Here is a 21,868-nt window from a genome sequence, read left to right as displayed (position 1 = left end):
TTCGCTCACTGGCGATGGGTGCGCACGTTCGCCGGATTGCGATGAGAAGAGCGGAGTGACGGGAGACTGTCACGCTCCGTTCCGTGGGAGCCCGGGGGTGCGATTCCCCCGGGCCACCCGACGAGGAATGTGTGGGCTTGGGCCGAGCTGCGCTGCGCTGAACGGCAGCGGTTTGCGTCGGCTCTTCCTGTGGTTTCCCGGTTCTCGCTGTTCGGTGTCTCTTGGGGACATTCCTGGTGGTCAAGCGGTCGCAGGTTCAAATCCTGTCGGTCCGACGTTCTTTGTGCAGGTCACGGTGTCGGTGTTCGCGGGAGCACCGACCCCGTGACCTTCTTTCTGCCTGTTGTGTGACCAACTGAGCGATGATGCCTGCTATTGCCGACGCGACTCCGCTTCGGCAGGACCACGAATTTCGCTTGCGGTCGGCTATGCGCTCGACGAGGGTGGCGTCCGGACCGTCAGGAGGGAATCCAGCATGTACGTACCGCCTTCGGCGCGACCGCTCGACGCGGCGGAACTCGAACTGGTTGAGCTCGCCCGCCGAACGATCGACGCCAACGCGGATTCCGGTCCTGACGAGGACGGCATCCACACGATGGGCGCCGCTGTGCTGGCGGCCGATTTCCGCATGTTCAGCGGCGTGAACCTCTTCCACTTCACCGGCGGTCCGTGCGCCGAGCTGGTCGCGCTCGGCGCGGCTCGGGCCCAGGGCGCGCGGCAGATGAAGTGCATCGTCGCGGTCGGCAGCGACGGGCGCGGTGTCACGGGCCCGTGCGGGCGTGATCGGCAGGTGTTCGCGGACTACTACCCGACGATGCGTGTCGTCGTGCCCACTCCGGACGGGTTGCGTTCTGTAGTGGCGGCCGATTTGCTGCCGCTGTTCCAGAGGTGGACCCCGGAAGCCGGCACGGCCGCCTTCGACGCGTCGAGCTACGACGAACGCGAGCACCGAACCTGACATGACCACCGCGGTGGCTGCGCCGCTTCGCATTCGGCCTTGTCCGTCGGTCAACCGCACGAGCCGATGGCGGCCGCTCGCTGCGGCAGTTGTCCGTTCGCGATGTTCGGTTGACCTTGCGGAAGTACCGGGAACCGCCGGGGAAGCGCGCCTCGACCGCGCGAGGGACTACCCGGCCGGTGGGCGGGTCCCCACCCCGTCCACCGGCCGCGGCAGGAGAAACTCGTGTCAGTGGAAGACCATGTGGTCGGCGAAAACGGTCTTCCCGTCCTGCTGCACCTCGCCCGAGGCGGTCACCTTCTCACCGACCTCGGGAGCGCCGTTTTCGAGCTCGACAACGGTGTCCGGGGTCAGGACGAACTCCAGCTCCGGGCCGCCCGGGTGCGCGACGACGGAGAACACGGTCACTTCGCCCCGCACGACGTCGCCCCGCTTCTCGATCTTGCTGACCTCGCCCTCGACCCTGATGTTGTGCGTCTCATCGGACGGCTTCACCTGCTGGGTCTGGCTCGGGTGGCTCTTCGTGACCTGGCCGTCCGCGGACGTGGCAACGGCGGTCCCACCGAAGACGAGGGCGGGCAGCAGGGCGAGGCCGGCGATGACGCCGACACGGCGCGTGCTCTTGGCAGACATGGTTTTGCCTTTCGCGTTGTGTGCGCCGGTCCTCGAGGACCGGATGAGCACAGCCTGCCCAACCCGTTTGAGCGATCTCGGAGAAGATCTGGGAGAGCTCTGAGAATCCGTGGGCTCGCGGGGAGAGACGAGCTCGTTTTCGCTGGAGAGCACCGCCCGGTTTTCAGGGAACTCCCAGAATTTTCCGGGATTCACTCAGCTGCGTCGGAGCTCGCATCATCGACGAGCGGCAGCAGCACCCGGAACGTCGCTCCGGCTCCCGGTGCCGTATCCAGGGAAATCGTTCCGCCGTGCGCGGTGACCAGGGAGTGCACGATGGCCAGGCCGAGTCCGGCGCCGCCGCCGTCGGTGCGGCTGCGCGAGTCGTCCGCGCGGTAGAACCGGTCGAACACGCGCGCCTGCTGTTCGTCGGTCAGCCCCGGGCCAACGTCGGCGACCTCCAGAACGGCCTGGCCGTCCGCAGTGCCGACACCGATGCGGATCCGCGTGCCCTCCGGGGTGTGCCGGACGGCATTGCCGACGAGATTGGTGACCACCTGCCGCATCCGGGCCTCGTCGGCGTACGCGGGTGCGGCGGCCGGTGCTTCGCCGTTCGGCCCGGTCAGCTCGACCGGCCGGGACGGATCGAGCGCGCACGTCGTGCAGCGCGTCGGCGGCCACGGTGCGCAGGTCCATCTGCGCCAGCTCCAACGAGGCCGTCGGATCGCGCTGCTCGTCGAGCCGCGCGAGCAGCAGCAGGTCCTCGACGAGCCGGGTCAATCGCAGCGACTCGCGCTCGATGCGGTCCATGGTCCGCTCGACGTCCGCCTGCTCGGTCAGCGCGCCCATCCGGAACAGCTTGGTGAATCCCCGGATCCCGACCAGCGGGGTGCGCAGCTCGTGGCTCGCGTCGGCGACGAACCGCCGCATCCTGGACTCGGACCGCTCCTTGGCCGCGAATGCGGCCTCGTTCTGCGCGAGCATGCTGTTCAGCGCATCGGACAAGCGGCCGATCTCGGTGCTCGGCGCGGCCAGTCCGGGCACGCGCTGGCTGAGGTCGCCGTCGGCGACGCCTGCCAGGGTCCGCTCGATGCGCCGCAGCGGTCGCAACCCGCCCCGGATGGCGAACGACCCCACCACGGTGAGCACGACCAGCAGACCGGCACCGGTGGCCAGCGAGATGGCGTTCAACCGCGTGATGGTCGCCTGCACCCCGTCCAACGAAGCCGCCACCACCACCGTCTCGCGGCGGATCCGCACGCTGGAACCTCCGTCGCCGACCGCGAAGTTGGTCGAGGGCAGGGCGAGTACCCGCCAGCTGCCCGAACCCTCCTCGCTGGGCACGTCGAACGGGCGACCGCCACGAGCGTCGACCGCGGCGACGTCCAGGTGCGGCACTGCGGGATCGGCCGGACTGGGCCGCCCCTGGGGGCGCTGCTCCACGATCAGCCCGCCGTCCGGATCCAGGAACGCGGCGTAGTTGTCCCAGAATCCGCCGCCCTCGCCGACCGGGATCGTCGTCGCGAACGACTCGGGGGACCGCACCTGCTGCGCCATGCCCGTCGCCATCGGGCGGAGTTGCGCATCGATCCGGCTGATCAGGTAGCCGTGCAGAAAACCGGTCACGACCGCACTGCCCACGGCCAGCCCGACGGCGAGCAGCAGGCTCGCGATCAGCAGCACCCGAGCGCGCAACGACAGGCCGCGCAACCGCCGCCGATTCGTCATGCCCGCGGCTCGCGGAGCACGTAGCCGACGCCGTGCACCGTGTGCAGCAGTTTGGGGCCGGCTTTGTCGATCTTGCGGCGCAGGTAGCTGATGTAGGTGTCGACGATGCTGGGATCGCCGCCGAAGTCGTACTCCCAGACCTGGTCGAGGATCTGCCGCTTGGACACCACCCGGCCCGCGTTGAGCATCAGGTAGCGCAGCAGGCGGAACTCGGTCGGCGACAACCGGATCGGGGTGTCGGCGCGCACCACCTGGTGTCCGTCCACGTCGAGTTCCAGGTCCGCGACCCGCAACGTGTCGCGCGGCGCCGAGCCACCGGAGCGCCGGAGCACGGCGTGGATCCGCGCGATCAGCTCCTCGGGGTCGAACGGCTTGGTGATGTAGTCGTCGCCGCCGAGGCTGAGCCCGTTGATCTTGTCCGCGGGATCGTCGCGGGCGCTGAGGAACAGCACCGGCACCGGAACGCCCGTGCCGGTCTGCTTCCGGAGTCGCCGGATCACCTCGAAGCCGTCCATGTCCGGCAGCATCACGTCCAGCAGCACCAGATCCGGGGTGCTGAGCTGTGCCTGCTTCAGCCCTTCGTCGCCACTGGCGGCGGAGGTCACCGCAAAGCCGGCGAATCGCAGTGTGGCGGCCAGGAGTTCTCGCACCGTGGGTTCGTCGTCCACGATGAGCAGATTCGTTCCGGGTTCGGATACCACACTGAGCCTTTCCGGGTAACCAGCCGCGACGTTGGTAGCGGTGACCGAGAACGCGCCGAAGGGTGGTGCGGTACAGCACGAAGACGCGGAACCCCGGCATGAAGAGGGTCCTTCCGAGATCAACTTCATTGGAGGTCCCGCATCCAACTGAGTGTCACACACACCGCAGCGCTGCCCGTACACGACCAGACGGCGCTGTTTCTGCCTGTCCTGAACGACGTCTCGCAGCACCCGTCCGGTGGCCGAGTGCCGAGTCCGTTCGAGCAAGCGGTCCTGATCCTGCGCTGGTTCCTCGACAACACCCGCGTGGCGCAATTGGCCTGCGACAACGCGATCAGCAAGTCCACCGCGCACGACTGATCGCAACCGGCCGGTGCCGCATCCCGGTCGCACCTCGGTGCGGACCTCTGGTGATCGGGCAAGCACGCCCACCGCGGCGGGAACATCCAGGTCCTCGCCACGCCGGATGACTAGCCACCGTGGACTTCCGAAGTGCCGCCCGGCGAACGCGACACCACCGCGCTGCGGACCCACGCCGAGATCCTTCGACATCCACGTCGAGGCGGCGGTGTTCCTGGCAGGGCTGGTGGGTCGGGATCGCTCGCCGACCGCGGTCAGGGCTTGCGCGGGCCGCACGGCGTTGTGCCTGACCCAATGCGCTTCCCGGCGGGGCGACTGGGCTGCCCCGGGTTGTGGGCGGTGAAGGGAGCGTCCGGCTCGCAGTGGGACCGGAATGCGGTCCGCCGGTCGGTTTCGAGTCCCATCCGTGTTCATCGGTCTCGTGAACCCGTCACGGCGCATGCGGCGCCGCATTCACATGAGGCGCCGCGTTCAACGGGTGTCCCTTTGTACTCTCGATAGCCGAGAGAACACCCGCGGTGAACCCCCCATTCGGGGTAACGCCATTAGTCGTCGTGACAGGCAGTATCGCCCGGAAATTGCACACGAACCCCCAGCTCCTGGCGTTGTTCATCCCCCGGGACGCCAGCTGGGGATAGGAGGAGAGAGAACATGCCCCGAGGTTCTCTGGTCCGAGGCGCTCTTGCGGTCGCCGTGACGATCCTGGCCAGCCTGGCGCTTGCGGCGACGACCGCCGTGGCTGCGCCCTTGGTCATCGGCGGGAGCCAAGCGACTCAGACCTACGGCTTCATGGCGTCCATGCAGTCCACCGACGGCAAGCACCACTGCGGCGCCTCGCTGGTCGACAAGCAGTGGCTGGTCACCGCCGCGCATTGCGTGGACGGGCAGCAGCCCGGCAACGTCCAGTACCGGATCGGGACGACCGACCGCACCAGCGGTGGTGAGGTGGTCAAGCCGGACAAGTTCGTGGCCCACCCCAAGTCGAAGCAGAAACAGGCCGGCAGCGACGTCTCCGCCGGCTACGACCTGGCCCTGGTCCACCTGTCGAAACCGGTGCAGGAGCAGCCGATCAAGATCGCTACCACTTCACCGGAGGCCGACACCGCGCTGCAGCTGCTCGGCTGGGGCCAGACGTGCGGGACGCCCAAGTGCGGCGAGCCTCCGGTGAAGTTGAAGGAGCTGGACACCAAGACGCTCGCCCCGGCGAACTGCAGCAGCTCGCAGGACGGGTTCGATTCGGCACGGGAGCTGTGCATCGACAATCAGGCGGGCAAGGTGAACGCCTGCTACGGCGACTCCGGTGGCCCGGCCGTGGTGCAAGACGGCAGCGATCTTGCACTGGTCGGAGCGACCAGCCGCGGCATGGCCGAGAATTGCGCGGAGAAGCCGGGCATCTACAGCAACGTCGTGGCGCACGCTGACTGGATCAACCAGACCATGAGTTCTGACGGTTCTGGCGGTTCGTCTGAGGTGCCCGGCAAGTCTTCCGGCGGAGGCTCCGACGTGCCTTCTGGCAAGCCGTCGCTCCCGCCGGGGACGCCGCGCCACCGGTGAATCCATCGCCTGCGGCGGACACCCTCGGCTCCGAGGTCGCATCTCCATCGTGGGCTCCCTCGCCATCCCGCAGCTGTCGTGCCAACGAGGCGCGGCAGCTGCGGGACGGCAGCCGTCTCCGCACTCGCCGACCGACGCCCAGATGCACCGATTTGGTCTGGAGTTCCTCGGTTCTAGCTGGTCCGTCTCTTGTGGACTGTCCGGGTAAAGGCGGCACAGGTTCAAAGCCCACCACCGAACTCGCGGAACGTCGCACGCCGGCAGGAAACTCGCCCGGATTGGCCCGGTTCTCGTGAAGCTCCGGCGAGTCGCGCTGATCTGCGAACCTGCGCTCAGCCTTGGTTGGTGGAGGCTCTGATCACCAGGGTCGGTGGGAGGCGCACGGATTCCGGTGTCTCCCCGGCCATGGCTTGCGCGAGCATGTCGACTGCGGCCTTGCCCATCTGCTTCACGGGAGTCCGCACCGAGGTCAGCGGGATGGGCAGTTCGGCGGCCAGCGGGGTGTCGTGGTAGCCGGCGACCGCCAGGTCTTCGCCGGCGCGGATGCCGTGGTCGCGCAGGGCCCCGATCGCGCCGATCGCGGCGAAATCGTTGACGGCGAAGATCGCGTCCGGCGCCGGGCCGTGGGCGAGCAGTTCATCGGCGCCCTGGTGGCCCTCCTCGACATCCAGCCCCGCCTGGACGATCCGATTCCCGGGCACCTCGATGCCCTCTTCGCGGTAGCGGTCGACGTATCCGGCCGTGCGGTCGCGGGCCGTGCTCGCGAACTTTGGCCCGGCCAAGACCGCAGCGCGTTCGAAGCCGCGGTCCAGGAAGTGCTCCGCGACCAGCCGGCCGCCGAGGTAGTCGTCGCAGGTCGCGGCCGGGAAGCTGCCCGACCACCTGTTGACCAGCACGAACGGGACGCCTCGAGCGGCGAACTCGGTGAGGAACGCGCTGTCGAGGTGGGCGTCGCCGAAGATCATCCCGTCAACACGGCGGGCGAGCATCACCTCGGCTGCGGTTCGCTGCCGCTGCGCGAGGTCGTCGGTGTTGGTCACGAACGTCGACAGGCCGACATCTGCTGCTGCGGCGTGGATCCCCTCGTAGACCATGGCGAGCACGAGGTCCGACAGACGTGGGACGAGCACGCCGATCAAGCCGCTCCGCCGGGTGCGCAAGCTGGCCGCGTGCGGATTGGGCCGGTAGTCGAGCTCCTCGGCGATCTGGCGGATCCGCTCGGCGAGTTCGGGCGAGGCTGCCGCGCGCCGCTCCTGCGCAGTTCCGTTGAGCACGCGGGAGACCGTCGAGGAGTGGCTTCCGACGGCCTCTGCGATGGCACGCAACGTCGCGGGGCGGCGCGGCTCGAGCGGCGCTCCGCGAGGGGCGTCTTGCGTCGACATCGGAGGAACTCTACCCAGCCTCTTGACGCCTGGTGGATAAGACCAGCATAGTCACCCAAACGTTTGGGGCAAACGTTTGGGTAGCCGGTTGGTGATGAGCTCGTTCTGACCGGACGCGCACCGGAGGTGATCGAGTGAACGTCGAACTGCTGGCGCCCGACCACGAACGGCTGTGGTCCGATCTGCACGATCTCGCGCGGCTGAGCGAGCCGGATTCGGAAGGCTGGACGCGCCGGGTTTTCAGCGAGCCGTACCGGGCGGCCCGGCATTGGGTGCGCAGCCGGATGCGCGATGCCGGGCTGGAGGTCTCCGTCGACCCCGCGGGCAACATCGTCGGCCGGCTTCCGGGCCGGCACGGTGGCGCTCCGCTGGTCACCGGCTCGCACACGGACACCGTCCAGGGAGGTGGGCGGTTCGACGGGATCGTGGGAGTGCTCGGCGGCATCGAGGTCGCGCGGCGACTGCGGGAAACGGGGACCCGGCTCGACCACGATCTCCTCGTCGTCGACTTCCTCGGCGAGGAGTCCAACCCCTACAGCGGTAGCTGCCTTGGCAGCCAGGCGGCGACCGGGGTGCTCACGGCGGAGAACCTGGACCGGGTGGACGCGGCCGGCAACCGGCTCGGCGACGTGGCGACGGCCTTCGGGCTGGACCCCGACGGGATGCTCACGCCCACCTGGGCAACGCGGCCGCTGCACGGCTACCTCGAACTGCACATCGAGCAGGGGCCGACGCTGGAACAACGGGGCATCGGCATCGGGATCGTCACCGCGATCGTCGGTATCGAGCGCTTTCTCGCCACCTTCGTCGGCCGATCCGATCACGCGGGGACCAGGCGGATGGATGATCGGCGGGACGCGTTGGTCGCGGCCGCGAGGACGGTGCTGACCGTCGAGCGCGAGGGGTGTGCGGCGCCTGGTGATGCGGTCGCCACCTGCGGTGACCTGCGGGTCGAACCAGGTGCGGAGAACGTGGTCCCGGGCCGGACGCGCCTGGCGGCCGAGTTCCGCAGCGAGGACCAGGTCTGGCTGTCCGGTGTTCGCCGGCGGATCGTCGAGGAGATCGCTCGAGAAAGCGCCGAGAACGGCGTCGAAGTGCTGATCGACTGGACCGTGGACAACCCGGTCGTCCCGACGAATCCGTCCGTGCAGAATCTGACCTCGGCCGCCGCCGACGAACTCGGCCTCTCGTGGATGGCGATGCCGAGCGGCGCCGGCCACGATGCCGCACATCTGGCTGCGCGCTGCCCGGCAGGGATGATCTTCGTGCCCTCCCGCGACGGTCGCAGCCACTGCCCCGAGGAATGGACCGACTCCGACCAGATCGCCACTGGCGTGCACCTGCTGGCGGCCGGCCTGGCGCGAATGGATCAAGAAGCCACTGTGGACAACGACTTCGGGCCGACCGGTGAAGAAACCGGGAGTCTGCTGACAGGGACAACCGCCGAGCGTTGACGGTAGGCGAAACCGTGCCGCCAGGAGGCGGCCATCGCATGGTGTGCAGGGACAGCGGCCGTGATCAACGCCCGCCGCAGAATCACATCAACCAGACCTCTTTTGATTACGGTGACAGAGCCCGACTGGTCAACGAGCACCTGCGGATGTGGCAGCAGTTGGCAACAAGCGGGGCTGGGCCGCTGGCCGGACGGCTTGTCGCCCCGGACACCGGACAGCCGGTAACGCCGGAGTTCACCGGCCACGTCGACATGACTCGCGTCGGCACCCTGGGACATTCACGCGGCGGCAAAGGCGTCATGTGGCAGGCATCGGACAAGCACCGTGGCGAATGGCCGGCCGGTGTGCGAATCGGCGCGGTCCTGGGACTCGCGCCGGTCAACTTCGACCATCCGGAGGGCGATCACAGCGACACGCTCATCACCACACTGCCGTTCACGGTGGTCACCAGCGGTTGTGATGGCGCGGTCGGCGAAGTGGGCCAGCAGTACTTGGACGACCTCGCAGGGCGCAACACCGTGACGGCCTACTCGGTTTCGCTGCTCAACGCGAACCACAACTACTACAACACGAGCTGGACGCCGCCGTTCGAATTCGGCGAGGATGACAGCACCTGCCCCGCCCAGGAACTGGCTCCAGCCCAGCAGCGCGACGCGCTCACCGCCTACGCGGTCGCCTTCTACCGCTACGAACTGTACGGCGATCAGAACGGGTTGCTCGTACTGACTGGCCAGCGACCCCTGCCGGGAGCGACCGCGAAGGTGCGTGTGGTGCCTCCGCGCCTGTAACGCCAAGGGGTCGCGAGCCACGCCGAATGGCGGGAACATCCAATTGGTTTCCGCCCCGGACAGGTGGCCTCTGTGGACCTCCGGTGTGCGGCCCGGTCCGGTTGCGGTTGAGTACGCGGGGATCCGCCTTCGTGAAGATCCCTCCACCGCAACGTTTCCGCGCTTCTCCGGCGGGCTGGTGCCTCGTCCAAGGCCCGCTTCATATCGATTGCGCCTCCGCATCGGCGGCCCATACTGTCATGTCAGTAGTTCTTGCTGATCTCCCTGAAGGAGTCGGATGACCGTGACCGATCGTGCCCTTGGCGCCGCGCCTGCGCTCACGCACTTCGCTGGTCGCGCCGGCGACCACAACGACCGAGCGATGGTTGGCTCACGACTGGTGGCGGCAAGCTTCGCTGCTCGTTTCGGTGCCGAGCCGGTCGTCATCGGCCAGCCGCAGCCGGCACTGTCGGTGGGATGGAAAGAGGAGCTCGCAGCCGCGCTCCCGGCTCTGCAAGAGATGTCCCAGCGGTACGAGCAGCTACTCGGTGACGGCGGCGTACCGGTGACCGCGCTGAGCCGCTGCGCGGTCGCTCTGGCCACCTTGCCGAGGATCGCTGCTCACCGACCCGATGCCGTGGTCGTGTGGTTCGACGCTCACGCGGACATCAACACACCGCAAACCTCTGAGACCGGTTACCTGGGGGGTCTGGCGCTCAGCGGTCCGCTCGGCCTGTGGGACTCCGGTCTCGGGAGCGGCCTGCTGCCGCAGAACACCATCCTCGTCGGAGCACGTGACATCGACCCGCCGGAGCAGCACCTGATCGATCGCGGCGACATCGAACTCGTCGAAGTCGGGCCCGGCCTGCCGGAGGAACTGCGACGCGCGATCGGCGGTCGGCCGGTGTACGTGCACCTAGACTGCGACGTGCTCGAACCCGGCACCGTGCCGACCGACTACCTCGTGCCGGGTGGGCTGAGCCTCGCGCAACTGCACCAGGCAGCCGAGGTACTGGCCGAGAGCGAAATCATCGGTGTCGAAATCGGCGAGTTCGAATCGCCTGCAGATGCCGCGCCTGTAGCGCCCCTCATCGATGCGCTAGAACCAGTTCTTCAAGCCGTTGAGCGTCCCTTGAACGCAAACCGCGCTGGAGCATGAGGCAGAAAGGCAGTGGCTCGCCAGGTGAGCCCAGGTGCCTGATGACCGACAAGATCGACTTCAAGAAGACCCTCGACTCCTACCGAGCACAACGTGGCCGGTTCCGGTTCGTGGACGTGCCTGACATGCAGTACCTCATGGTCGACGGCCACGGCGATCCCAACACCTCGCCCGCTTTCGCCGAGGCGGTCGAAGCGCTCTACCCGGTTGCCTACAAGCTGAAGTTCGCCAGCAAGCAGGGTCTCGGCCGCGACTACGTGGTCCCGCCGCTGGAAGGCCTGTGGTGGGCCGAGGACATGGACTCCTTCACGGCCGCTCGTGACAAGTCGCAGTGGGACTGGACGATGATGCTCATGGTCCCCGGCTGGATCGACCAGGCCATGTTCGCCACCGCCGTCGAGCAGGCCGGGACGAAGAACCGGCCAGCGCGTCTCGACGACGTCCGGCTGGAGGCTCTGTCCGAGGGGCGGTGCGTGCAGACGCTGCACATCGGTTCCTTCGACGACGAGGCGGACGTGCTTGCGCAACTGCATGACGAGTTCATCCCCAGCCACGGGTTGTGCATGGTCGGCAAGCACCACGAGATCTATCTGAGCGACTTCCGCAAGGTCGCACCCGAGAAGCAGCGCACCATCCTCAGGCAACGGGTGCGTTCCGCGAACGCTGCGGATGTCCGGCACCGATGAGTTTCAGCGGCAGTTGGCGATCTGCGCGCTCGCAGATGTTCACGAGAGATGACGGAGCTGTGGTGAACAACGCCATCACCTCGGTCGTCCAGACCCGCGCCGCACCCAGGCGAGGCGTTGGTCCGCTGACCGGTGTGGGTGCGGAAACCGGTTTGAGCCGGTTTCCGGACTCGCGGCAGAATGCGGCATGCCCGAAGCACGTCCGCGGTGGCGGAAGAAGCGGTACATCCTCGGCGCGGTCGTCGTTCTCCTCGCTGCATTCGCCTTCGCCAACAACACCCAGCTGTTCGCCGAGGTCGGCGGGGAATCTCCGAAGCTGCTGGCACATCGCGGTGTCGCGCAGACGTTCAGCACCGCCGGCGTGGAGAACGACACGTGCACCGCTGAGCGGATCGATCCTCCGGTGCACGGGTTCCTCGAGAACACGATCGTCGGCATGCGCGCGGCGTTCGACTCCGGGGCTGACCTGGTCGAACTCGACGTGCACATCACCAGCGACGGGCAGTTCGCGGTCTTCCACGACTGGGAGGTGGACTGCCGCACCGACGGGTCCGGCACCACCCGGGACATCACGATGGCCGAGCTGAAGGCGCTCGACATCGGCTACGGCTACACGGCGGACGGCGGGCGGACCTTCCCGTTCCGGGGGCGCGGTGTCGGGCTCATGCCGTCGCTGGACGAGGTGCTGTCGGCGTTCCCCCATGAGCCGCTGCTGATCCACGTCAAGAGCGAGGATGCGGCCGAGGGCGCCGCGCTGGCCCAGCGGCTGTCCGAGCTGGACGCGGCTCGGCTGGCCAACATCGCCGTCTACGGTGGTGATGCGCCGGTGCGGGCCGTCCGGGATCGGCTGCCGCAGGTCCGTACCGCGTCGAAGGGCAGCATGGCCGACTGCCTTCTGCGGTACGAGGCGATCGGGTGGACCGGGATCGTTCCGGACGCCTGCGCGAACACCGAACTGCACATCCCGGAGTCCTACGCGCCTTGGCTGTGGGCATGGCCGTCGAAGTTCGTGAGCCGCATGGAGTCCGCGGGCAGCCGCGTCGTCCTGGTGGCCGGATCTGGCGGGTTCTCCGAGGGATTCGACACGCAGGAGTCGCTGGCGCGGATTCCCGATGGCTTCACGGGCTACGTCTGGACCAACCGGGTCGCCGAGGTGGCGCCGCTGATCGACCGCTGAAGCGGAAGGCGGGGTTCTACCAGGCCGGCAGGCACGAGTCACGGGGTGGCAGCACGCCGAGGAGCTGGGCGATCCGCGGTCCCAGGCCCTCTCGACTTCGATGCGGACTCGAGCGGCAGAACTGCTGTGTAGGTTGGTTTTGTGCGCATATTGTTCAGTGCAACCCCCGCGTACGGCCATGTTCTGCCGTTGGGGCCGTTGATGCGGGCCGCGGTCGAGGCGGGGCATACCGTTGCGCTGGCGACCAGCGCCGGTGTGCGGGATGAGGTCGGTCCGGAGCTCGCCGCCGAGGTGGAGTTCCTCGCCGTGGGTGCTATGCCGATGGAGTTCTCCGAGGACGCTGCCCGCCGCACCGGCGCAGACCCTTTCCACCCGGGGCCCGAACTCATCGGGGAGATCTTCGGCGGCTCCCGCGTGGACCTCGGCGGCGATGAAACGATCAGTCTTGGCCGCGAGTGGGCGCCCGACCTGATCGTGGCCGAGATGTTCGATGCGATCGGTCCGATGGTCGCAGCCGATCTCGGCATTCCCTGGTACCAGGTCGGTATCGGCCCCGCGACGCCCGCCGTGATCACCGAGATCGAGCGCGCCGCGGCTTCGCGCTATCGGGACGCCGGGCTGGACTCCGTTGAGCCGCTGGGCTACATCGACCCGTGCCCACCGCAACTGCAGGATCCCGAGTGGTCGAGCCGTGTTGCCGTGCTGTCGTTGCGTACGCAAGCCCACCGACGCCCCCGCGACATGGCATTCGAAGTGCCGGCCTTCGCGGACCCGGCCAAGCCCACGGTGCTGGTCACCCTGGGCACGATCTTCTCCGACCCGGACGTGCTCGACACGACCGTAGGGGCGATGGCGGGCCACGAGGTCAACGTGATCGCCACTGTGGGCTCGTCGATGAGGAACCCGGCCGCAGGCGATGACGGCTCCCGGCCGAGCCGACGACCCGATGGCGTCGAGGTGCACTTCGTACCGTTCGTGCCGCTCGGTCAGCTTCTCGACCGAGCGGATCTTGTCGTCGGTGCCGGCGGTTCTGGGACGGTCCTCGGGGCCCTGGCACACGGTCTTCCCATGGTGCTGTGGCCGCAGGGCGCCGATCAGCCGATCAATGCCGCCCGGGCTGCTGCTGCCGGAGCGGCGATCACCGTTGACAGCGGGGATGAGATCTTCCCCGCGGTACGGCGGGCGTTGGGGGAGGGCACCTTCCGCGATCGGGCCCAGGCCGCTGCCGCGGAGAACGAGGCTCGTCCCAGCCCTGCCGATGTCATCAAGGAAATCACCCAGGGCCCCATCGCTGGCTGAGGGTGACCGCTCTGTTGGCTTGACATCTGCGTTAGCAGGTCGGCGTCCCGACCTCGACCAGCACGCTGCCGAGGAAGTCGACGAGCTCGTCGTGGGCGTCGAGGGGGAGGACGTTCGCGACGTACTGGTCCGGTCGGACGACCACGAGGGCTCCGTGGTCCCGATCCAGGCCGCGCAGATCGAAGATGTCGGTGGCCGGATCGGGGCAGAAGACCTTCTCGTAGTCGATGAGCTCGAACGATCCCTTGCGGGGGAGGAGGACCGGGGGCAGGTCGTCGACGGCGACGTCGCGATGTCCCTGCTGGAGGACGGCCCGGACGTCGATCACCGAGTCGGGGTCGGCGCCGGGCGGGGTGAACCGGGCGATCGGTGAGCCTTCCGAGGCCAGGAACCCGGCCAGTTCCCGCAGCCGGGAATCGGGGCCGCCGGGATGGGCCCGGTCGGCGAACGCGTAGAGGCGCCAGGCGCCGTCGGCCCGGGCTGCGTGGCCGAGGTGCATCGGCTTCGCGTCGGCCAGCCGGATGACCGGCGCGGAGTGGAACCGCATCCCGATCGGGAAGCCCTCCGCCAGGTGCTGGTGGATCGGTGTCGCGGTGAGGACCGAGGGCTCGTAGCGGACCGCGACCCCGGCGGTGAACCGACCCTGCTCGCGGAAGTAGTGCTGGAACCGCGCCGGGTCGGCGTCCTTGTCGCTGTCCGGTCGGGTGCTGAACAGCGCAGCGAATTCGCGGTCGAAGTCGATGAGCTGCTGGGCGACCTTCTGCCGTTCCGCCGAGTAGGTGCGCAGCACCTCGGGCCGCGAGGTCCCGCGGAGCACGGTGCCGAGCTTCCACCCGAGGTTCCAGGCGTCGGCCATCGAGACGTTCATGCCCTGCCCGGCCTTCGCGCTGTGGGTGTGGCAGGCGTCGCCGGCGATGAAGACGCGTGGCTGGCGGGTGTCGGTCTTGGCGTCGGGGACGTCGTCGAAGCGATCGCAGAGGCGCTGGCCGATCTCGTAGACCGCCCACCACCCGACGTGCTTCACCTCGAGGGTGTAGGGGTGCAGGATCCGGCCGGCGACTGCGGCGAGTTTCTCCGGGGTCACGCTGCGCTCGCGGAGCATCTCGGCGTCACGGTCGTTGTCGAGCTCGATGTAGAGCCGGACCAGGTAACCGCCTTCGCGTGGGATGACCAGGATGCTGCCCTGCTCGGAGTGGATGGCGGACTTGAGCCGGATGTCGGGGAAATCAGTGACGGCGAGGACGTCCAGCACGCCCCATGATTGGTTGGCCGTGTCGCCCTTGAGGCGGCGGCCGATGGCTTCCCGGGTGCCGCTGCGCGAGCCGTCGCAACCGACGACGTACCGGGCGCGGATGGTCGAGCTTTCTCCGGTCGGCTGGAAGTCCTTGACGTGCTGCAGTGTGACCGTGACCGGGTGTTCGTCGTCGTCGGTGTCGATCCGCACGTCGGTGGCGTGCAGCCCGTAGATGGGTTCGGCGCGGGAGGCGGAGCGGCGCATGTGGTCGCGCAGGTAGGCCAGCATCCGCGCCTGGTTGACGATCATGTGCGGCATCTCGGAGATGCCGTCCTCGACGTCGTCGATGCGTCCAGTTCGGACGATGGAGGTGCCGTCCTGGGGATCCGGTCGCCAGAAGGTCACTTCGTTGACCTGGTAGCCCTCGTGGATGAGCTGGTCGGCCAGGCCGAACGCCTCGAACATCTCCACCGTGCGGCACGCCACGCCGTCGGCTTGGCCGACCTCGAGCGGCCCGTCCCGCCGGTCGACGATCACGGTGTGGATCTCGGGGAACTCGGCGAGCTGGGCCGCTAGGACCAGTCCGGCCGGACCGCAGCCGATGATCAGAACATCGGCCGTGTCCGGCAGGCCGCCTGGACGGTCGGCCAGGGACGGGTGGGGGTCCGCGACGAACGGGTCTCCGGGCTTGTAGCCGTCGAGATAGAACTGCACTGGTCTTGCTCCTCTGGGCCTCGGTCCACCCTGGGCCGTCAGGGCGTGGGCTGCCGAGCCTTGCCGCGGACTACCGGGTAGCGCGTTCCATCGTGCGGCAGCGACGCCCTGACGGAAAGTCAGTTCTGCTATGAAGAACGGCCAACAGCCGTGGGCTCCACGAATCGACATGTGTGCGCCGTTCACGAGCTCCTGAGAAGAGCGACGCTGTACCGCGGCACATGAGGTGTCCCGCGCTCTCAAGCGGATACCGGGAAGGTCTCTCGCGGTCTCTCCGAGTCAAGTCGATCAGGGGTTTGGTGCCCTTTCGGGCAACGTTGCTCGAATCCGCGCGGCGGGCGCAACCTCGGTGGGCATGGGGCGTCTTTCGTGGTGACAAGGCGGTGAGAAACCGTTGACACGCCTGAGAAAAAGGGGAGCACGATGCTCAAGCGCTACCGTATGACGACGGCCATCACCGGCATTCTGGGTGGAGCACTGCTGATCACCGGCTGCGGAGCCGCCACCGCACTCCAGCCCTCGCCGGCGCCCGAGCGCGGCGCGGTCAATGCCGGTCCGGCCTCGGGCGGGGGCGGCGGGGACATTGGCACGTCGAACTGCTCGGAAGCCGATTTCCTCATCTCTGCGACACCTGTGGAGGGCGAGCCCGGCAGTTTCATCGTGTCGTACGGGAACCAGTCGGACAAGACCTGCACGATCAACGGCGGCGTGCCCAACCTCCAGGGCCTGGACATGAGCGGCTCGCCGATCGAGGAACTGCCCGTCGAGGAGGTGCGGCTTCCCGACGCGCCTGAGGAATTCACCCTCCAGCCCGGCGAGAGCGCGTACGCCGGCATCGGCATGATCCTGGCCGACAGCAACGACCCGAACGCTAATGTCCTCACCGGGTTCCAGTCCTCGCTGCCGGACATGTCCGAGGCCCAGCCGGTCAACGTCGTCGGCGACGGCGAGATGCGATTCGCCGCGAAGCACCTGCGGGTCAGCTCGCTGGTGTCCACCCCGGAAGAGCTGGGCTGACGGCGATGGATCTGGGGAGCCGCAACACCGCAGCGGATTGGTGTTGAAGAGTCGCGTGGCAGAACGCTCGGCTGGGGTGTCCCGGCCGAGCGTTTTGAACCGGCGGGGCGCAGTAGTCACTGATGCGCGCATGTCAGGCCGTGTGGTCTTGTAAACCTGTTTCATGATGATCTGTGTGTCTTATGTGGATAGACGATCACCGGAATGCAGTTGAGCGCCTTCGCTCTACGGCACAGTTCTCCCGAGCGAGGACCGAAGAGGCAAGACTCCTGAGCATTCAGGCAGCACCACGGTCCGCGGGTACCCGCCAATCCTCCGAGGCCGGTAGGAATGCTCGCAGATGCATCGCGTCGATCGCGGCCAGGTCCTGGTGGCGAACCCACACGGAAGGACAGTGCGTGTTCTGCGCTGATAACGCATGAACTCGGCAGACGGGAATCCGTCATCCATCGCTGACGGGGCCGATCCGCTGCCGGGAACGGTCGGCTCCGGATCGCGGGCGGTCGCGGCGAGACCGCTCAGAATCCTGTTCACGTCACTGGCCCTACCGGCCCACATCCGGCCGCACGAACCGTTGGCACGAGCGCTGCTCAGGCGCGGGCACGACGTGCGGCTGGCGACAGCGGCGTCGCTGGAGCGCCTCGTGACCAGGTCGTACGGCATCCCCCACCTGCCGGCCGGGCTCGACTGGGCCACGGACCCGGACATCGAGCGGCGGCTGACGTCGGCCTTGGCCCGGGATGGCAACAAAGCTTTCTGCCGGGTGCTCTACGGCGAGGTCCTGGCCGGACAGTGCGTGCTGCCGATGTTCGAGGACCTGCTGGAACACACGAGGCACTGGGCTCCCGACGTCGCCGTCAACGACTGCGCGGAGTGGGCGGGACCGCTTCTGGCGCAGTCGATGGGAATCCGGAACCTTTCCGCCGACAACGGCCTGCTGCGCAACGTCTGGGATCACCACGCCGATAACATCCGCCCGAGGCTGACCGAACACCGCTCGGCACTCGGCCTCGGCCCCGAACCCCGGACGCCAAGCAGCCTGGACCACGCGGTGCTCACCCCCGCGCCGCAGGAACTCTTCCTCGCAGACCTACCCATTCCCACTGTCCAGCCCTACCGGCACGAGAACCCCAGGCAGGCCCGCGAAGAGCTCCCGCGCTGGGTGCGTGAGCTGCCGCACGACACGCCCTTGGTTTACGTGATGCTCGGGAGTTCCGGAAACTGCGCGCCCGGCATGGCGGCCGGTTTCCACCGGGCGAACCGCACCGTTCTCGAATCCCTGGCGGGTTTCGACGGCGCGGTGATCGTCGCGGTCGGACGCGGCAACGTCTCCCAGTACCTCCCGCAGCCTCGCCATATCCGCGTGGTGGAATACGCGCCGCAAACGCTCGTGCTCCGGCGCGCCAACGTGTTCGTCACGCATTGCGGGTTCGGTGGATCACGAGAAGCGATCGAGGCCGAAACCCCGATGGTGATGCTTCCGTGGTTCGCCGACCAGCCGCTCAACGGAAGAGAAATGGCCGCACGCGGCATGGGTCTGCTGCTCGACCGGTTCACCGCAACTCCTTCGCAGGTCCGGGACGCGATCTTCGAGGTTCTCGCCGAAACGCGGTACCGCGCTGCGGTATCCGCGGTGCGGCGGCGAATGATGGCCCTTCCGAAGCTGGAGAAGATCGTCGGCGACGTGATCGAGTCGTGCGCCGCGCCGGTACCGGCATGATCCCCGGCAGTGGCCCCGAGGGCGCTGCTCATCCAGGAGGGCCGCCGCAACGCGTGCGTGTGGCTGACACGGGGTGACCAGCGTGTTCAGCTGCGGATAGTGGCTTCCCGGTTCGGTCCGATCGCAGCCCGCCCGTCGGGGTAGGGGAGCCCGCAGGGAGCTGTGTCCCCGCATCGCGGGGCCCTGGTCTGGATCGAGATCCGCACCCTGCGTGCCGACAGGATCGCCGACGACGAGATCCGCGCCGTCTGCCGACGCCGACCTCGCATCGAGCCTTCGCCAGGTGGGATCGCCTTCCGCCAGATTTTCATAACGCCTGTTGCGTAAAATCTCGAGGGCTCGGTATGGTCCCCCCAGTCGTCTGGCGCTCGCGGCCAACATGCACGACGTTGCGGCGGGCAGATCCTGGCGGCGACCGAGGCAGCTGAGTCGGGAGCGTTCGGCTTCCGCGCCCGGGTCGACGCCGCTGGCGGCGTCGGCCCAACAGCAGAAGAGGTGCGATGTGACCGTCGATGGAATCACCTACTCGTCGTTCAGCGGTTGGATCGATCCCCCCGCGGAAGTCGTGCCGGCGCTCGAGGGTGAGCTCACCTGCGATGTCGCCGTCGTCGGTGGCGGGTACGCCGGCATGGCCACCGCGTTGCGGCTGGCCGAACGAGGCGCCGACGTCGTCTTGCTCGAAGCCGAGTTCTGCGGCTTCGGGGCGAGCTCCCGCAACGCCGGCCAGCTGTCGGCTTCGCCGGCCGGTGATCCCCAGCTCCTGGGCGCGCTGCACCCGCACCGGCTTCGCGACATCGTCCGCTTCGCGCAGGGATCAGTCGGCTTCACGGAGGAACTGCTCGGGCGGCTCGAGATCGACTGCGACTACGAGCCGACCGGCAACGTAGGGGCCGCGGTCTCCAAGGGACAGCTCCAGAAGGTGCGGCGAATCGCGCAGATACTCCAGAAGGCGGGGGCGGACGCCGAGTTCGGCGACGGCCGCGATCTCGGTCTCCCGGATGCGTTCCTCGGCGGACTCCTCGAGCCCCTCGGAGGACTGATGAACCCGGGGAAGTTCGCGCGCGGGGTTCGTCAGGCGCTTCTTGCGTCGGGTGCAAGGGTTTTCGAGCGCACTCCCGTACGAGCTGTGGAGCCCACCCGTGCGGGAGTCATCGTCAGCGTGCCGGGAGGCCGCGTCCGTGCCGACCGGGTCGTGCTCGCCACCAACGCCTACTCCCGCGACCTCGCGATCGCCCCGAAGCGGCTGGCCACGCCCATCTGGGTTCGCATGGTCGAAACGGAGCCGATCGAGCCCGCACGCCTGGAAGCGACCGGCTGGACGAGTCGTGCCGGCATCGCGACCAAGCACAACATCATGGAGAGCTACCGCCTCACGCCGCGCAACACGATCGTCTTCGGTGTTCGCCGGCTCCAGGTGGGGCGGGGAGCGCTGGAGACCCGTGGCCCGGACCCGGCGGCCGTCGCGGACCTCGCCCGCGGCTTCCGCTCCCGGTTCCCGTCGCTTCGCGACGTCGCGCTGGACCGGACGTGGGGCGGGTGGATCGCGATGACGTCGCCCTGGCTGCCCGTCGCCGGCGAAGCGACGGGGAACGTCTTCTACGCCATCGGCTGCAACGGCCACGGCCTCGCCCAGGCGCGCCCTACCTCGGCACGCTGCTCGCCGACCGGCTCGCCGGCGACGAACTGCACGACGACCTCAGCGCCGTATGGCGAGCACAGCCGCGGTTCGCGCCCACGCCCATCTCCAACCCGCTGGCCTTTCGTGCCATGTGGATGATCGACCGGATGTCGGACCGCCTCCACGGCCGCAAGGGCTGAAACGACCTCTAAGCACTCACGACAGGAGTTCGTGACATGTATGACGTTGCGGTGATCGGCGCCGGGTTCGCCGGCGTGATCGCGGCCCGGGACCTCAGTGTCGAGGGCTGCTCGGTGATCCATCTGGAAGCGCGCGACAGGATCGGTGGCCGGACCTTCTCGGGTGAAGCCTTCGGTCGCTCGGTGGAGTTCGGCGGCGCGTACGCGCACTGGACCCAGCCGAACGTCTGGCGCGAGCTGGAGCGTTACGACATCGGCCTGTCCACGCCGCTGGAGATCGAGAAGATCTACTGGCTCGCCGACGGTGTCGTGCACTCCGGAACCCCGCTCGAGTACACCGGTTTCGGAGGTCCGTTGCTCGCTCAGTTCGTGGCCGACGCGCGGGAGCGGTTTCCCCGGCCGTTCGACGTCGCAGCCGGCGATACCAGTGCGATCGAGCAGGAGACGATCGGGGACCGGCTCGACTCGCTGGATCTGTCCACATGGGACCGCGACGTGCTCGACGGCGCGTTGTCGTCGCTGGTCCACTCCTACAGCGAGCAGGGCATGGCGCAGTTCCTCTTGTGGGTCGCGGCCAATTTCGGCGATTGGGGCGCGTTCATCGAGACGGCCGGTCACTGGCCGATCGAGGGCGGGACCAAGCGCCTGCTCGACGCGATCACCGGCGATTCGAAGGCCGAGCTGCGCCTGTCGACGCCGGTGACGGCGATCGAGGACGACGGAGCCGGGGTCGTCGTGACGACCCGCGACGGCGAGCGCATCCGAGCACGGCACGCCGTCGTCGCGCTCCCGCTCAACACCCTGAACGACGTGACCATCACGCCTCCGGTCGCGCAGCCCGTGCGCACCATGATCGACCAGGGGAATCCGATGAAGACGACCAAGATCTGGGCGCGGGCCAAGGGCGAGATCGAACCCTTCGCCGCCAACGCCCCGGTCGGCAAGCACCCCATCAACACGGCCAAGACGGAAAGCCGCCACGACGGCGACACGCTCATCGTGTGCTTCTGCTCCGACGCCTCGACGATCAGCGCCGAGGACCGGGAGGCGGTGCAGCAGGCCCTGCGGATCTTCGTCCCCGACATCGAAGTGGTGGCTACCGCGGCCCACGACTGGGTCGGCGACGAGTTCTCGCAAGGCACGTGGGTTCACCACCGGCCGGGGAACCTGACCCGGGCCGCGCCGCTGATGCGCGAGCCTCACGGGCGCATCCACTTCGCCGGTGGTGACATCGCGGCCGTCGGCGTCGGCGGCATCGACGGCGCCATCGCGACCGGCGCCAAGGCGGCCAGGGACATCGCTCGCGCACTGGCCGACGGCGACTGATCGCGCGATGGCCCGCCACCGCGAGGAGTTCGCGGGTTACGAGCCGGGTGTGCTCGGGGCGGGGGCGATCAAGGTGAGGGCGGCGTCGGTGAGGGCCTGGAGTCGTTTCGGGGTGAACCTCTGGGGTTCGAAGGGGTACATCATCATCCAGCCGTCGCCCATGGCGGCGAGTTGGTCGGCGAGCAGGTCGGCGGGGATGTCG

Annotated in this window: 17 protein-coding genes and 2 pseudogenes; 13 read left to right on the top strand and 6 right to left on the bottom strand. The window is 68.2% G+C overall.

Annotation, left to right across the window (positions count from 1 at the left end; translation table 11 throughout):
* The first annotated feature begins 475 nt into the window (after window positions 1-475).
* Window positions 476-958, top strand: a complete 483-nt coding sequence (locus E1288_RS42340) for a cytidine deaminase family protein (protein ID WP_207954870.1) — start codon at window positions 476-478, stop codon at window positions 956-958.
* A 228-nt stretch (window positions 959-1,186) separates the two neighbouring features.
* Here the strand turns inward: E1288_RS42340 and E1288_RS42335 are convergent, their stop codons facing one another.
* The 4 genes and pseudogenes from E1288_RS42335 to E1288_RS42325 all read right to left on the bottom strand — a co-directional run bounded on the left by E1288_RS42335 (window position 1,187) and on the right by E1288_RS42325 (window position 3,966).
* Complete coding sequence (locus tag E1288_RS42335; protein ID WP_132494400.1) at window positions 1,187-1,591, bottom strand: hypothetical protein; 405 nt, start codon at window positions 1,589-1,591, stop codon at window positions 1,187-1,189.
* Window positions 1,592-1,782: 191 nt separating this feature from the next.
* The gene (locus tag E1288_RS49450) at window positions 1,783-2,136 is read right to left on the bottom strand and encodes a sensor histidine kinase (RefSeq protein ID WP_235884199.1); all 354 of its coding nucleotides are present in this window, start codon (window positions 2,134-2,136) and stop codon (window positions 1,783-1,785) included.
* Window positions 2,137-2,362: 226 nt separating this feature from the next.
* Window positions 2,363-3,127 (bottom strand): annotated as a pseudogene (locus tag E1288_RS49445) (histidine kinase dimerization/phospho-acceptor domain-containing protein); the annotation flags it as partial.
* Window positions 3,128-3,294: 167 nt separating this feature from the next.
* Window positions 3,295-3,966, bottom strand: coding sequence for a response regulator transcription factor (locus tag E1288_RS42325; protein WP_408014314.1), 672 nt, complete (start codon window positions 3,964-3,966; stop codon window positions 3,295-3,297).
* A gap of 432 nt (window positions 3,967-4,398) precedes the next feature.
* On the opposite strand from E1288_RS42325, the pseudogene E1288_RS50605 reads away from it, so the two are divergent.
* Window positions 4,399-4,545 (top strand): annotated as a pseudogene (locus tag E1288_RS50605) (IS5/IS1182 family transposase); the annotation flags it as partial.
* 465 nt (window positions 4,546-5,010) lie between these two features.
* Window positions 5,011-5,913: a S1 family peptidase gene (locus E1288_RS42320; protein ID WP_132494396.1), complete on the top strand. Its 903-nt coding sequence runs from the start codon at window positions 5,011-5,013 to the stop codon at window positions 5,911-5,913.
* Window positions 5,914-6,245: 332 nt separating this feature from the next.
* Here E1288_RS42320 and E1288_RS42315 read toward each other — a convergent pair whose 3' ends face one another.
* Window positions 6,246-7,295 carry a LacI family DNA-binding transcriptional regulator gene (locus tag E1288_RS42315; RefSeq protein WP_132494395.1) on the bottom strand — a complete coding sequence of 350 codons (1,050 nt, stop codon included), beginning with the start codon at window positions 7,293-7,295 and terminating at the stop codon, window positions 6,246-6,248.
* A gap of 134 nt (window positions 7,296-7,429) precedes the next feature.
* On the opposite strand from E1288_RS42315, the gene E1288_RS42310 reads away from it, so the two are divergent.
* The 6 genes from E1288_RS42310 to E1288_RS42280 all read left to right on the top strand — a co-directional run bounded on the left by E1288_RS42310 (window position 7,430) and on the right by E1288_RS42280 (window position 13,837).
* On the top strand, window positions 7,430-8,749 hold the full coding sequence (locus E1288_RS42310; RefSeq protein ID WP_132494393.1) for a M20 family metallo-hydrolase: 1,320 nt from the start codon (window positions 7,430-7,432) through the stop codon (window positions 8,747-8,749).
* Between the two features lie 38 nt (window positions 8,750-8,787).
* Window positions 8,788-9,537 (top strand): alpha/beta hydrolase, encoded by a 750-nt coding sequence (locus E1288_RS42305; protein ID WP_132494391.1) that lies wholly within the window; start codon window positions 8,788-8,790, stop codon window positions 9,535-9,537.
* Between the two features lie 277 nt (window positions 9,538-9,814).
* Entirely contained in the window at window positions 9,815-10,675 is an 861-nt protein-coding gene (locus E1288_RS42295; protein ID WP_132494387.1) for an arginase family protein, read from the top strand.
* Between the two features lie 41 nt (window positions 10,676-10,716).
* On the top strand, window positions 10,717-11,361 hold the full coding sequence (locus tag E1288_RS42290; protein ID WP_132494385.1) for a GyrI-like domain-containing protein: 645 nt from the start codon (window positions 10,717-10,719) through the stop codon (window positions 11,359-11,361).
* Window positions 11,362-11,548: 187 nt separating this feature from the next.
* On the top strand, window positions 11,549-12,538 hold the full coding sequence (locus tag E1288_RS42285; RefSeq protein WP_132494383.1) for a glycerophosphodiester phosphodiesterase family protein: 990 nt from the start codon (window positions 11,549-11,551) through the stop codon (window positions 12,536-12,538).
* Window positions 12,539-12,679: 141 nt separating this feature from the next.
* On the top strand, window positions 12,680-13,837 hold the full coding sequence (locus tag E1288_RS42280; protein WP_235884197.1) for a glycosyltransferase: 1,158 nt from the start codon (window positions 12,680-12,682) through the stop codon (window positions 13,835-13,837).
* 31 nt (window positions 13,838-13,868) lie between these two features.
* On the opposite strand, the gene E1288_RS42275 is transcribed toward E1288_RS42280, so the two are convergent.
* Window positions 13,869-15,785: an FAD-dependent monooxygenase gene (locus tag E1288_RS42275; RefSeq protein ID WP_132494381.1), complete on the bottom strand. Its 1,917-nt coding sequence runs from the start codon at window positions 15,783-15,785 to the stop codon at window positions 13,869-13,871.
* Window positions 15,786-16,208: 423 nt separating this feature from the next.
* Here E1288_RS42275 and E1288_RS42270 point away from each other — a divergent pair, with 423 nt between their 5' ends.
* The 4 genes from E1288_RS42270 (at window position 16,209) to E1288_RS42255 (ending at window position 21,666) form a co-directional block, all read left to right on the top strand.
* On the top strand, window positions 16,209-16,802 hold the full coding sequence (locus E1288_RS42270; protein WP_132494379.1) for a DUF4232 domain-containing protein: 594 nt from the start codon (window positions 16,209-16,211) through the stop codon (window positions 16,800-16,802).
* A 418-nt stretch (window positions 16,803-17,220) separates the two neighbouring features.
* A complete protein-coding gene (locus E1288_RS42265; RefSeq protein ID WP_132494377.1) occupies window positions 17,221-18,522 on the top strand; it encodes a glycosyltransferase in 1,302 nt (433 codons plus the stop codon).
* 502 nt (window positions 18,523-19,024) lie between these two features.
* Window positions 19,025-20,299 (top strand): NAD(P)/FAD-dependent oxidoreductase, encoded by a 1,275-nt coding sequence (locus E1288_RS42260; protein ID WP_235884196.1) that lies wholly within the window; start codon window positions 19,025-19,027, stop codon window positions 20,297-20,299.
* A 77-nt stretch (window positions 20,300-20,376) separates the two neighbouring features.
* Window positions 20,377-21,666, top strand: coding sequence for a flavin monoamine oxidase family protein (locus E1288_RS42255; protein ID WP_132494375.1), 1,290 nt, complete (start codon window positions 20,377-20,379; stop codon window positions 21,664-21,666).
* Window positions 21,667-21,868 lie beyond the last annotated feature (202 nt).

The sequence above is a fragment of the Saccharopolyspora elongata genome (assembly GCF_004348985.1).
Taxonomy (GTDB): Bacteria; Actinomycetota; Actinomycetes; order Mycobacteriales; family Pseudonocardiaceae; genus Saccharopolyspora; species Saccharopolyspora elongata.
This window is presented reverse-complemented; position numbering and strand designations above follow the sequence as displayed.